This is a genomic window from Mesorhizobium silamurunense, assembly GCF_014843825.1.
GTDB lineage: Bacteria > Pseudomonadota > Alphaproteobacteria > Rhizobiales > Rhizobiaceae > Mesorhizobium > Mesorhizobium silamurunense.
Genome location: NZ_JHQR01000121.1, coordinates 1 through 11,644, shown reverse-complemented (window position 1 = coordinate 11,644; position 11,644 = coordinate 1). Strand labels below are relative to the sequence as shown.

The 11,644-nt window shown below is 64.1% G+C and carries 13 protein-coding genes and 1 pseudogene; 6 read left to right on the top strand and 8 right to left on the bottom strand.

What is annotated here, in order from left to right:
• The 3 genes from DH10_RS13830 to DH10_RS13820 all read left to right on the top strand — a co-directional run.
• Positions 1–699, top strand: a 699-nt coding sequence (locus tag DH10_RS13830; RefSeq protein ID WP_192384811.1) for an ABC transporter permease, incomplete at its 5' end; no start/stop codon positions are given.
• Between the two features lie 47 nt (positions 700–746).
• Positions 747–1,745, top strand: coding sequence for an ABC transporter substrate-binding protein (locus DH10_RS13825; RefSeq protein WP_192256231.1), 999 nt, complete (start codon positions 747–749; stop codon positions 1,743–1,745).
• A 17-nt stretch (positions 1,746–1,762) separates the two neighbouring features.
• Complete coding sequence (locus tag DH10_RS13820) at positions 1,763–2,524, top strand: ABC transporter ATP-binding protein (protein ID WP_192256229.1); 762 nt, start codon at positions 1,763–1,765, stop codon at positions 2,522–2,524.
• A gap of 53 nt (positions 2,525–2,577) precedes the next feature.
• Here the strand turns inward: DH10_RS13820 and DH10_RS13815 are convergent, their stop codons facing one another.
• On the bottom strand, positions 2,578–3,021 hold the full coding sequence (locus DH10_RS13815) for a MarR family winged helix-turn-helix transcriptional regulator (RefSeq protein WP_192256227.1): 444 nt from the start codon (positions 3,019–3,021) through the stop codon (positions 2,578–2,580).
• 147 nt (positions 3,022–3,168) lie between these two features.
• Between DH10_RS13815 and DH10_RS13810 the strand changes: the two genes are divergently transcribed.
• Positions 3,169–4,032: an alpha/beta fold hydrolase gene (locus tag DH10_RS13810; RefSeq protein WP_192256225.1), complete on the top strand. Its 864-nt coding sequence runs from the start codon at positions 3,169–3,171 to the stop codon at positions 4,030–4,032.
• 127 nt (positions 4,033–4,159) lie between these two features.
• On the opposite strand, the gene DH10_RS13805 is transcribed toward DH10_RS13810, so the two are convergent.
• Positions 4,160–4,654, bottom strand: a complete 495-nt coding sequence (locus tag DH10_RS13805) for a cupin domain-containing protein (RefSeq protein WP_192256223.1) — start codon at positions 4,652–4,654, stop codon at positions 4,160–4,162.
• Between the two features lie 95 nt (positions 4,655–4,749).
• Between DH10_RS13805 and DH10_RS13800 the strand changes: the two genes are divergently transcribed.
• Positions 4,750–5,343, top strand: a complete 594-nt coding sequence (locus DH10_RS13800; protein WP_192256221.1) for a TetR/AcrR family transcriptional regulator — start codon at positions 4,750–4,752, stop codon at positions 5,341–5,343.
• A 31-nt stretch (positions 5,344–5,374) separates the two neighbouring features.
• Here DH10_RS13800 and DH10_RS13795 read toward each other — a convergent pair whose 3' ends face one another.
• Positions 5,375–6,607, bottom strand: coding sequence for an MFS transporter (locus DH10_RS13795; protein ID WP_192256219.1), 1,233 nt, complete (start codon positions 6,605–6,607; stop codon positions 5,375–5,377).
• A gap of 128 nt (positions 6,608–6,735) precedes the next feature.
• Here DH10_RS13795 and DH10_RS13790 point away from each other — a divergent pair, with 128 nt between their 5' ends.
• Entirely contained in the window at positions 6,736–7,620 is an 885-nt protein-coding gene (locus DH10_RS13790) for an AraC family transcriptional regulator (RefSeq protein ID WP_192256217.1), read from the top strand.
• On the opposite strand, the gene DH10_RS13785 is transcribed toward DH10_RS13790, so the two are convergent.
• From DH10_RS13785 to DH10_RS13765, 5 genes and pseudogenes are all read right to left on the bottom strand, one after another.
• On the bottom strand, positions 7,617–8,552 hold the full coding sequence (locus tag DH10_RS13785; RefSeq protein WP_149790843.1) for a ribose-phosphate pyrophosphokinase: 936 nt from the start codon (positions 8,550–8,552) through the stop codon (positions 7,617–7,619). The genes DH10_RS13790 and DH10_RS13785 overlap by 4 nt on opposite strands.
• A gap of 165 nt (positions 8,553–8,717) precedes the next feature.
• Positions 8,718–9,329 (bottom strand): hypothetical protein, encoded by a 612-nt coding sequence (locus tag DH10_RS13780; RefSeq protein ID WP_192256215.1) that lies wholly within the window; start codon positions 9,327–9,329, stop codon positions 8,718–8,720.
• Between the two features lie 54 nt (positions 9,330–9,383).
• Positions 9,384–10,535, bottom strand: coding sequence for a M24 family metallopeptidase (locus DH10_RS13775; protein WP_192256213.1), 1,152 nt, complete (start codon positions 10,533–10,535; stop codon positions 9,384–9,386).
• The gene (gene pgeF / locus DH10_RS13770; protein WP_192256211.1) at positions 10,535–11,323 is read right to left on the bottom strand and encodes a peptidoglycan editing factor PgeF; all 789 of its coding nucleotides are present in this window, start codon (positions 11,321–11,323) and stop codon (positions 10,535–10,537) included. Before pgeF ends, DH10_RS13775 begins: the two co-directional genes overlap by 1 nt.
• 105 nt (positions 11,324–11,428) lie before the next feature.
• A pseudogene (locus DH10_RS13765) lies at positions 11,429–11,644 on the bottom strand (class I SAM-dependent methyltransferase); the annotation flags it as partial.

Genomic DNA, 11,644 nt, shown 5'->3' with positions numbered 1-11,644 from the left:
CAGGCGGCGGCGAGCGCCGGCTGGGTCAACGCAGCGGTGCTGCCGCCGATCGACACGATTGTCGTAGCGCTGTGGAAGGGGCTCGCCGGCGGCAGCCTGCTCGGTGATATCGCCATCAGCCTGCAGCGCGCCGGCCTTGCCTTCGCGGCGGCCGTCGTCGTCGCTATCCCGCTCGGTCTGGTCATGGGCCAGGTGCGGGCCGTGGAAACCGCGCTCGACCCGATCCTGCAGCTCTTCCGCCAGACCTCGGCGCTGGCGCTCTACCCGGTGTTCATCCTTCTGCTCGGACTGGGCGAGGCCTCTAAGGTCTTCGTCATCTTCTGGGCGACGCTGTTTCCGCTGCTGCTCAACACGATCAGCGGCGTCAAGGAGGTCGATCCGAAGCTGCTCGAGATGGCGCGGGTCTATGGCGCCCGGCGGCTGACCATATTCCGCCGCGTCGTTTTGCCGGGCGCCGTGCCCTCGATCTTCGTCGGCTTGAGGCTCGGCGCCACCACCGCGCTGCTGCTGCTCATCGCCTCGGAAATGATCGGCGCCAACAAGGGCATCGGCTTCCAGGTGATGAATGCGCAGTACAACTTCCAGATCCCGCTGATGTTCGCGGCGATCGTCATCCTCGCAGCGCTCGGCCTGATCGCCAACCAGGCGCTGGTCAGCCTGCAGCGGCGGCTCTGCCGCTGGAGCAGCACCGTCGGCTAAGTCGCCAATCTTTCACCGTCGTTCCTGAAACCATGAAAGGCCGGACCATGACCATCACACGACGTTCGCTTCTCCTGCGTGCCCCGCTTGCCGCCAGCATCATCGCCGCCGGCCTGCCTTCGATCGCGCGCTCGCAAGCCGCTTCCATCAAAATCCGCTATCTCGCCAGCCGCGGCAGCTTCTCCCCGCATGAGCTCGCCGCTGAGCTCGGCTATTTCAAGGGCCTCGGCATCGAGCTCGAGAATGTCGGCTATGCCGCGGGCGGCCCGGAGTCGCTCTTCGCGCTCGCTTCCGGCAGCGTCGACCTTGGCTCGGCTGCGACGCCGGCCGTGATCAACTCCATCGCCGGCGGCAACGACTTCGTCGCCGCCTATCCGAGCAACGGCATCAACAGCCAAGTCAAAAGCGTCTTCTACGTGCTCGAGGACAGCCCGATCAAATCGATCGCCGACATTGCCGGCAAGACGATCTCGGTCAACACGCTCGGCGCTCATCTCGACTATACGGTGCGCGAGGCGCTGCACGGCATCGGCCTGCCGCCGGACGCCGCAAAGCTCGTCGTGGTGCCGGGGCCGCAGCTCGAGCAGACCTTGCGCTCGCACCAGGTCGATGTCGCGGGCCTCGGCTATTGGCAGGCAACCTTCGCCGGCCAGCTGGTCAGCAATGGCGGCGTGCGCGGCGTTTTCAACGACACCGATGTGCTCGGCGAGATCGCCGGCGGTTTCATCGTGCTGCGGCGCGATTTCATCGCGGCCAATCCCGACGCCGCCCGCAACTTCGTCGAACAGTCGGCGCGCGCCGCCGACTGGTCGCGGCAAAATCCGGACGAGGCGCGCAAGGTGCTCGCCGATGTCCTCAACAAACGCGGCGAGAATGGCGAGCTGGCGCGCTACTGGACGGGCTTCGGCTTGCGCGAAAAGGCGGCGGTGACCGACCGCGACGTCGACTTCTGGGTGAGCATCCTCGAGCGTGACGGCCGTTTGCCGAAGGGCAAGCTCAAGGCTGCCGACATCCTCTACCGCCCCGGCGAAACCAAGACCAACTGAGCAAGGAGGCTGGCGCCATGGCTATCGCACGCGGCGGCGAGGTCACGATACGCGACCTGTCGAAATCCTTCAGCCTCGGCGGGCGCCAGCTTGCGGTGCTGCGCTCGCTCAATCTCGACATCCGCTCCGGCGAATGCCTCGTCATCGTCGGCGCCAGCGGCTCCGGCAAGACGACGCTGCTGCGCATCCTGGCCGGGCTGGAGCGGGCCGATGGCGGCGCCGTCGCGATCGACGGGAGAGAGATCGAGGGCGTCGGCGAGGAACGGGCGGTGATCTTCCAGGAGCCGCGCCTGCTGCCCTGGCTGACCGTGCTCGGCAATGTCGCTTTCGGCCTCGAAGTGCGCGGCGTATCCAAGGCGGAAGCCGAGAAGCGTGCGCGCTTCTATATCGCGCTGGTCGGCCTTGCCGAGTTCGCCGATGCCTATCCAAGGCAGCTTTCCGGTGGCATGGCGCAGCGCGTCGGCATCGCGCGGGCGCTGACGGTGCAGCCCGAGATCCTGCTGCTCGACGAGCCGCTCGGGGCTCTCGACGCCATGACCAAGATCTCCATGCAGGAGGAACTGGCGCGCATCTGGAATGAGGAGAACGTCACCATGGTCGTAGTCACCCATGACCTGGAAGAGGCGATCTATCTCGCCGACCGGGTGCTGATCCTGCCCAAGGAGAAGGGCGGCGCGGAGCGGCTCATCGATGTGGATCTTCCACGCCCGCGCGACCGCAGCGAAAGCCGCTTCGTGCGCTACCGCGAGGAATTGCTGCGCGAGTTCGGCCTGCATTGAGGCTTTGAAATTCAGGCGGTGCCGGCCTTACCTGAATCTCAACACAACACACCTTAGGCGACGTCGGCAGTTTCGCCGCTGTTCAGCGCATCGCGCAACGTTTGGATTTGCCGGTTCAGGGCATCGAGCTCAGCCAGCGTCATGCCCGAGCGCTCGATCAGCGTCTCGTTGAGGCAATTGCACCGGACAAGCAGCTTGCGTCCGGCGGGTGTCAGATCGACCTGCACCTGACGCTCATCGGTCTGGCTGCGCTGGCGGGTGAGCAGGCCAGCCTGTTCCATTCGCTTCACCAGCGGCGTAATGGTGCTCGATTCCAGGGCGAGCCGGTGCGCGATGCTGCCCACTGATATGCCGTCCGCCTCGCTGAGCGCGTTCAGCACCAGATATTGCGGATACGTGATCCCCATCTCGTCCAGCATCGGCTTGTAGGTACGATTGATTGTCATGCTGGTGGCGTAAAGCGTGAAACAGAGCTGATTGTCCAAGGGAAGAGGCACGACGCGTTCCTTTTGCCGACTGAGCACCGATCATGTACCACGGAAAATATTATCGTGATACATATTTTATGGACAAGCGAGCTCGAAGACGTTACGCATATCCTTATCGCGATATTATTTATGGCGAAAATTACATAGGAGATGGAGATGACTGAAGCTTCGCAGACCAAGGCCGGCTCCGGCAGCGGCACGATCACCACCAAGGACGGAACGCAGATCTTCTACAAGGACTGGGGGACCGGTCAGCCGATCGTCTTCCACCATGGCTGGCCGTTGAGCAGCGACGACTGGGACGCCCAGATGCTGTTCTTCCTGTCCAAGGGCTATCGCGCCATCGCGCATGACCGCCGCGGACATGGCCGCTCCAGCCAGACCGACACCGGCAACGAGATGGACACCTATGCCGCCGACGTGGCGGCGCTGACCGCGCATCTCGACCTCAAGGACGCCATCCATGTCGGGCATTCGACCGGCGGCGGCGAGGTGGCGCGCTATGTCGCCCAGTATGGTTCCGGCGGCCGCGTCGCCAAGGCCGTGCTGATCGGCGCAGTGCCGCCGATCATGCTCAAGACCGATGCCAATCCCGGCGGCCTGCCGATCGGGGTGTTCGACGGTTTCCGCGCGGCGCTGACTGCCAACCGCGCCCAGTTCTTCCGCGACGTTCCGGCCGGTCCGTTCTACGGCTTCAACCGTCCGGGCGCGACGGTGTCGGAGGGCGTGATCGACAATTGGTGGCGCCAAGGCATGATGGGCGGCGCCAAGGCGCATTACGACTGCATCAAGGCGTTCTCCGAGACTGACTTCTCCGAGGACCTGAAGAAGATCGATGTGCCGGTGCTGGTCATGCATGGCGACGACGACCAGATCGTTCCGATCGCGGATTCGGCGCTGCTTTCGATCAAGCTGCTCAAGAAGGGTGAGCTCAAGGTGTACAAGGGTTTTCCGCACGGCATGGCCACGACCCACGCCGACGTGATCAACGCCGACCTCTTTGCCTTCTTCAAGGCTTAGGTTCCATGGGCAAAAACAAAGCACCCGCCCCGGGGCGGGTGCTTTCTCATAGGAAACTCAGGTTCATCGGATTGCAGCTTCAGCCTAGGCCTTCCGCGCTTCCTTCATGCGAGCGGATGAATCCGATCTATCCGAGACGCAGCCCGTGCCGCTCGGCGAGGACGGGGATGCTGCTGAAGTCGATATCGAGTTGATAGCGGGCGACAATCTCGCCGATTGCAGCCTCGTCCATAGGCTGAGCGGCCAGCAGCGGTGCCAGTTCGCGAAAATATCCTTCGAACCCGGCTGGCGATATCAACTCGAGCAGGCGCGCCTCCTCGTCACCGGCGTTCCAAAAGGCGTGCGGGATGCCGCGCGGCTTCATGACCAGGTCTCCCGGTCCGGCCACCAATAGGTCCTCGCCAAGCTGCAGTCCGATGCGGCCTTCAAGGATGTAGGAGTATTCGTCCTCGTTGCGGTGCGTGTGTAATGGTGCGCCGAGAGCTCGCGCCGGCAATCGATGTTCGACGAGACTGAATGCCCGATTGGTCGTGTCGCCATCAATCATGTAGCGAGCACCAAGAGCAAAGAGATGTACGAGCTGGCCCTCATCGGAGCCGAGCACGCTGCGAGCGGTTTCCATTTCGCTTTTCCTTTTCATCTTACACGTTGTAAGCTGATAATGCATGACCACATGAAAGCTGTCAAGTTTCATCTAACATGATGTAAGGCGAAATTATGAGCACGCGAAAATACCAGCAGAAGAAGCGTGCCGAGCGCGCAGCGGAGACGCGGCAATCGATTCTGGATGCGACGATCGAACTCCATCGCACCGTCGGACCGGCGGCGACGCAGATCAGCGAAATCGCCAGTCGCGCCGGTGTGCAGCGGGTAACCGTCTATGACCATTTCCCCGACGAGCAGTCGCTGCTTGCCGCTTGCTCATCTCACTGGCGTACACTTCATCCGGCGCCTGACCCGGCGGTGTGGCTGGCGATCAAGGAACTGCCCATGCGCCGGCGCCGCGTTTTGCAAGACCTTTACGCATGGTATCGGGAGACGGAGCCGATGACGGCCAACGTTCTGCGGGACGCGGAGTTGCGACCGGCCCTCAAGCAAATCCTCGATCAAGGGCTCGGACGGTACATCGATGCCGTCCACCGGATTCTGGCGGAAACAACCGCGACCAGTGGCGAGCGGCAGAGATACGTGAATGCCGCAGTACGCGCAGTCATCAATTTCCACACATGGCGAGCGCTCGCTTCGGTCGGCAACGACGACGAGGCGGCGGAACTCGCGGCAGGGCTGATCGAGTTGGCGGCGACGGCCTAGCGCTAACCTGCCCGCCAGCCAAAGACTTTGCCTATCCAGCCTTCCGGGCTTCCCTCATGTTCGGCAAGAACACGGTGAGCAGGCCGAGGAAGGGCAGGTACGAGCAGATCTGGTAGACGAAGTCGATGCCCTTCACGTCGGCGATGATGCCGAGCACCGCCGCGGCGATGCCGCCCATGCCGAAGGCGAAGCCGAAGAAGATGCCGGCGATCATGCCGACGCGGCCGGGGACCAGCTCCTGCGCGAAGACGACGATGTTGGAGAAGGCCGACGACAGGATCAGGCCGATCAGCACGGTGAGCACCATCGTCCATTCCAGATTGGCGTAAGGCAGCGCCAGGGTGAACGGCAGCACGCCGACGATCGAGAACCAGATCATCGCCTTCTGGCCGTAGCGGTCGCCGAACGGGCCGCCGAGCAGGATGCCAAGCGCCGAGGCGCCGAGGAACAGGAACAGCATCACCTGCGACATCTGCACCGAAACGCCGAACTTATGGATGGCGTAGAAGGTGTAGTAGCTGGAGAGCGAGGCGATATAGGCGTTCTTGGTCAGCACCAGCAGCGTCAGCACCGCCAATGCCCACATGACCTTGCTGCGCGGGAAGGGCGAGACGTGGGCCGCCTGCTTGCGGGTGGCCATCGTGGCGCGCAGCCGGCTGTACCAGCCGCCGACCTGCCACAGAACGATGATGCCGATCAGCGAGCCGACGGCGAACCAGGAGATGCTGGTCTGGCCGAAAGGCACGACGATGAAGGCGGCGAGCAGCGGTCCCATCGCCTGGCCGAAATTGCCGCCGACCTGGAACAGCGATTGCGCCAGGCCGAAGCGGCCGCCGGAGGCGAAGCGGGCGATGCGCGAGGATTCCGGATGGAAGATCGCCGAGCCGATGCCGATCAGCGAGGCGCCGATCAGGAGCAGCCAGTAATGGCCGGCATGAGCGAGCACCACCAGCCCGACCAGCGACGAGGCCATGCCCCAAGGCAAGGAATAGGGCATCGGCCGCTTGTCGGTGACCATGCCGATCACCGGCTGCAGCAGCGAAGCCGTAACCTGGAAGGTGAAGGTCAAAAGGCCGATCTGCCAGAAATCGAGACCGTAATTGTCCTTAAGCAGCGGATAGATAGCCGAAAGCAGCGACTGCATGATGTCGTTGACGCAGTGGCAGAAGCTCACCGCAAGAATGACGGTGAAGGCCGTGGCTTGCACCGAGATGTTGCTTGCCGTCGCCGGTGCGGCGACGGAGGTGGCTGTCGTATCGGTCAAGGCAATGCTCCGTGGTCTTTTTGGCGGCGAACCGCAGGCAGTCTGATAGGACGCTCGCCTTATAATGTACTTGAATGGCGACTTCTTTCGTGGTTTGGTCCAATAGTTTCGCAAGTGGGCCACATCCGATGCCGCATGGCCGGGAAATCTTCAGGGGCGACGCCGCCGAGCTCGGCCGGCTGCACGAAAGCCGCTGGCAATGGCTGGAGCAGGCTGTCGGGCCGGCGGTCGCGTTGCCGACCGAATATCCCGACGGTTACCACGTGCCGCGGCACCGCCACAGCCGCAGCCAGTTGCTGCACGCGCTGGTCGGCGTGGTGCTGGTGACGACTAGGCACGGCCGCTGGATGGTCCCGCCCGACCATGCGATGTGGATACCGGCCGGCATCGAGCATTCCGTCGAGATGCTGGGCGATGTCTCGATGCGCTCGGTCTATGTCATGCCGGATGCTATTCCCGGCTTGCCGGAGGGCTTACGCGTCGTCGGCATCACGGAGCTGATGCACAGCCTGATCGTGGAATCGGAGAAGCTGCCGCAGGGCGGCGAGCTCGAAGGGCGCGCGGGACTGATCATGGGGCTTCTGCTGCACGAGATCCCGAACCTGCCGGAGCGGCCGCTTGGCCTGCCTTTCCCGTCGGACCCGAAGCTCGCGGCGCTCTGCCGGCGCTTCGTGGCGTCACCTTCGCCGCATGCCACGATCGACGAATGGGCGGATGCCGCGGGCATGAGCCGGCGCTCCTTCACCCGCGCCTTCCATCGCCAGACCGGACTGTCGCTGTCGACATGGCGCCAGCAGGCCTGCCTGTTCGCCGCGCTGCCCAGGCTTGCCGATGGCGAGCCGATCACCAGGGTGGCGCTCGACCTCGGCTACGACAGCGTGCCGGCCTTCATCACCATGTTCAAGCGCATGCTTGGGGCCTCGCCACGCGGTTATATGCGCGGCGCGCGTGAGGCTGGCGAAGGCAGCAAGCGCCTGACCGGTTCAGTTCAGGCCAGCGGCGCCGCGCTCTAGTCGAAAAGGCTCGAGACCGATTCCTCGGTCGCCGTGCGCGAAATGGCTTCGCCCATCAGGTCGGCTATCGAGATGACGCGGATGTTGGGCGCGTCGAGCACGGCCTGGCTCGGCTGGATGGAATCGGTGATCACCAGTTCCTGCAGCTTCGAGCCGGCGATGCGGGTGACGGCGCCGCCTGAGAGCACGCCATGGGTGATATAGGCGGTGACGCTGGTGGCACCGTTGGCGAGCAGGGCGTCGGCAGCGTTGCAGAGCGTGCCGCCGGAATCGACGATGTCGTCGATCAAGAGGCAGTCCTTGCCGGCCACGGCGCCGATGATGTTCATGACCTCGGATTCGCCGGGGCGTTCACGGCGCTTGTCGACGATGGCGAGCTGAGCGTCGAAGCGCTTGGCCAGCGCGCGCGCCCGCACCACGCCGCCGATGTCGGGTGACACGACGACGACGTTGCCGAGCTGCTTGTATTTCGCCTTCACGTCGCGGGCCATCACCGGCACCGAGAACAGATTGTCGGTCGGGATGTCGAAGAAGCCCTGGATCTGGCCGGCATGCAGGTCGAGCGTCAGCACACGGTCGGCGCCGGCCCGGGTGATCATGTTGGCGACCAGCTTGGCCGAGATCGGCGTGCGGCCGGAGGCGCGGCGGTCCTGCCTGGCATAGCCGAAATAGGGGATGACCGCCGTGATGCGCCTTGCCGAGGAGCGCATGAAGGCGTCCATCATGATGAGCAGTTCCATCAGGTGGTCGTTGGTCGGATAGGAGGTCGACTGCAGGATGAAGACATCCTCGCCGCGCACGTTCTCCTGGATCTCGACGAAGATCTCCTGATCGGCGAAGCGCCTGACGCTGGCCTTACCCAGCGGGATGTTGAGATAGCGAGCGACCGCTTCGGCCAGCACCCTATTGGAATTGCCCGCGAAAAGCTTCATGCACCGTTCCTGGTGAAGGATGGAGAGACCCGACAGACTCTCATGAGCCTTTTAAGCGGGCTTTTAGCGGCCCGCGCCGGTATTGCAAGCCTCGTGATCGGGAATCCTTCGACAAGGCGCAACAAAGGCCGTCGGCATCGCAAGCCGGCAACACAACAGATCGCACTAGCCGGCGCCACCGCTGCCGAGCCAGGCGGTGAACTGGTCGATCGTCTGATCGGCGATCGCCTGCATGGTCGCCGGCGCGACCGCCGGCCAACCCTCGCCGCTGCCGACGGAAGGCGCCTTCTGCTGGCCATTGATGCGATGCAGGCGGTTGCCCGATGGGTCGTAGATGTCCCAGACATAGATGACGGTGGTGTCCTTGCCCTCGGACATCGTCGAAAAATAACCTTTCAGCACATGCGTCGCCGTCTGGTCGGTGCTGCCGACGAGCGTCACGCCGCGCTGCCTGGCGCGCACCTGCAGTTCCGCTGTCAAGGGTGCCGCGGCCTCCACGGAGGCCCCGACGATCGGCGCCACCTGCAGCCGGGTCTTGGCGATGGCGGCGGTCTGGGCCGGCGTGGCGGATGTCGAAGCGGCCGCCGTCGCCGCGGGGGCTGGCGAGGTCGTGGTCGGGGAGGTAGTGGCCGATGTGCCCTGGGTGGCCGGCAAAGCCTGGGCCGAATTAGCCGGCGGCTTGACGGCGGAAGGATCGAGAACGTCCTTGGCGTTGGTGCAAGCGGCAAGCGCCAGCGCCGCAAGCAATGACACGGTCGTCACCTGCGATCGTCTCATTTGCCCGAACACTCCCTGGTGGCGACGCGCCCGCGTGAACCAACCATTATGGATTCACTGTACGATCAAGTCGAGATCATGGCGGGAGAGCGGCTTCGGCGCCGATTCCGTGGTGAGGTAGGTGCGGCCAAGCGTCATCGCCGTTTCGGTTTCTGAATCCATGATGATCATGTGCGCGAACAGCGTCATGCTGGGCGCGATCGGCTCCGGATTGCCCTGGTAGAACATCGGCATATCCATCCAGGATGGCGTGAAGCGGGCGCCGACCGAGTAGCCGCAGGCATTCAGCCGGTGCTTGGTCAGACTATGCGCTTCGAGCGTGCGGGCATGCGCATCGAAGACATCACCGAAGGTGTTGCCCGGCATCATCGCCTTCTCGACCGCAAGCAGCGCGGCGCGGGCAGCATCGAACAGTTCCTGGTGGCGCTTCGAGACCTTGCCGGTCAACACCGTGCGCATCATCGGAGCGTGGTAGTGATGGAAGACGCCCGCCCATTCGAGCGTCAGCTGGTCGTTCTTGGTAAGCTTGCGGCGCCCGGCCTTGTAGCGGCAAAGCAAGGCATCGGCGCCGGAACCGATGATGTACTCGTTGGCTGGATAGTCGCCGCCGCCGGCAAAAACGGCACCTTGCATGGCGGCAAGGATAAGGCCCTCGTCGCCGCCCTGCTTGATCAGCGGCAAAGCGGCATCGAGCGCATCGTCGGAAAGGCTTGCCGCCTTTTCCGCCTTGGCGACTTCAGCCGGGCTCTTGAAGAGCCGCAGCCGGCCGACGATGCCGGACGCATCGGCGATCTGGCCGAAGGTCTGTAGCTGTTCATCCACGCGGCGGCCATTGTAGGCGGTCAGGCCATGCGTGTCGTATTCGACGCCGATGCGGGCGCCGAGCAGATCGAGGTCGTTGAGCAGGTTGCGCAGGTCGATCGCGGGGTTGGCGCCGTCGCGGTCGGTCCACAGCACGATATTCTCGATGGTCGAGGTGTGGCGCGCTTGTCTCAAATCGGCCGAGCGGGTGAGCAGCACCATCGAGCCGTCGGCCTTAACCACCAGGCACTGGAAGAAGCAGAAGCCGAAGGTGTCGTAGCCGGTCAGCCAGTACATGCTCTCCTGCGCGAACAAAAGCACGGCGTCGAGCTTCTTCTCGGCCATCTCGATCAGCAGCCGGTCGCGCCGCGCGTCGAATTCCGAACGTTCGAAATGCAGCGCCATTACTCTTTCTCCAGAACGATTGCCGAAACCTGGCGCCCATAATCCGCTTCCTTGCGGTGAGTGGTGCGCCGGTAGGAATAGAAAAGATCTTCTTCCGCGTAAGTGCAGCGGCCGAGGCCCTCGGCGGTCACGCCGGCGCTTAGCAGCCGGTCGACCGTATATTGGTTGAGGTCGAACATCGAGTGGCCGGGACTGGCCGACGGCCTGAAATAGCGCTGATTGCCTGCATCGGCTTCGACGAAGCGGGCGACGAATTCGGGCCCGACCTCGTAATTGTCGGGTCCGATGGAAGGGCCAAGCACGGCGACGATGCGCTCGCGGCGGGCGCCGAGGCCTTCCATCGCGGCAACCGTGTTTTCGAGCACGCCGGTGAAGGCGCCTTTCCAACCGGCGTGTGCCGCGCCGACGACGCGGGCTTCAGCGTCGGCGAACAGGACCGGGCCGCAATCGGCCGTCGAGGCGCCGACGGCGACGCCTGGCCGATCGGTGACGATGGCATCGGCCTTGGGGCGAGGGCTTGCGAAAGGCTCCCTGGCGATGACCACATCGGGGGAATGGACCTGGTGCGCGGTGAGGAGATGATCCGCCGGCACGCCCATCCAGTCGGCAACACGGCGACGGTTCTCGGCGACCAGTGTTTGATCGTCACTGGAGCCTGTGCCGATGTTGAGGCCATGGTAGATGCCGCCGGACACGCCGCCGACGCGGGTGAAATAGCCGTGGCGTATGCCTTGCGCCTTCTCAAGCAGAGGCGAGCGTACTGGATCGGGTCTGGTCTGATTCAGCATGGATGGGTTTGTTGTCCGCGCAGGCCGTTTCGTCAAGGTGAAGTTCAGCAAGGGGCGAAGCTCGGGCAAGTGGCGGGACCAGCTTGCACGGACTGGCTGCAGATGTCAGCCCGTTTTCGCCGCCGGCTTGATCGTCATCACCTTGAACAGCTTACCCATTGCATCGGGGCCGGCGAGGCGTTCGACGGCCTCGGAAATCGTCTGCCGCTCGCCGTCGTCGGCCTTGGCGCCGAGTGCGCCGGCGCGCTCGAGCAGGCCCATGCCGAGCAGGAATTCGCCCTGCGTGGTCAGTTCCGCGTCGAGGCCGTGCGCGCGGGCGCT

What these genes read in the sequence shown, in the direction of transcription:
- DH10_RS13825 (WP_192256231.1), top strand. Translation starts at nt 747, where the DNA reads ATGACCATCACACGACGTTCGCTTCTCCTGCGTGCCCCGCTTGCCGCC.
- DH10_RS13820 (WP_192256229.1), top strand. Translation starts at nt 1,763, where the DNA reads ATGGCTATCGCACGCGGCGGCGAGGTCACGATACGCGACCTGTCGAAA.
- DH10_RS13810 (WP_192256225.1), top strand. Translation starts at nt 3,169, where the DNA reads ATGACTGAAGCTTCGCAGACCAAGGCCGGCTCCGGCAGCGGCACGATC.
- DH10_RS13805 (WP_192256223.1), bottom strand. Translation starts at nt 4,654, where the DNA reads ATGGAAACCGCTCGCAGCGTGCTCGGCTCCGATGAGGGCCAGCTCGTA.
- DH10_RS13800 (WP_192256221.1), top strand. Translation starts at nt 4,750, where the DNA reads ATGAGCACGCGAAAATACCAGCAGAAGAAGCGTGCCGAGCGCGCAGCG.
- DH10_RS13790 (WP_192256217.1), top strand. Translation starts at nt 6,736, where the DNA reads ATGCCGCATGGCCGGGAAATCTTCAGGGGCGACGCCGCCGAGCTCGGC.
- DH10_RS13785 (WP_149790843.1), bottom strand. Translation starts at nt 8,552, where the DNA reads ATGAAGCTTTTCGCGGGCAATTCCAATAGGGTGCTGGCCGAAGCGGTC.
- DH10_RS13780 (WP_192256215.1), bottom strand. Translation starts at nt 9,329, where the DNA reads ATGAGACGATCGCAGGTGACGACCGTGTCATTGCTTGCGGCGCTGGCG.
- DH10_RS13775 (WP_192256213.1), bottom strand. Translation starts at nt 10,535, where the DNA reads ATGGCGCTGCATTTCGAACGTTCGGAATTCGACGCGCGGCGCGACCGG.
- pgeF (WP_192256211.1), bottom strand. Translation starts at nt 11,323, where the DNA reads ATGCTGAATCAGACCAGACCCGATCCAGTACGCTCGCCTCTGCTTGAG.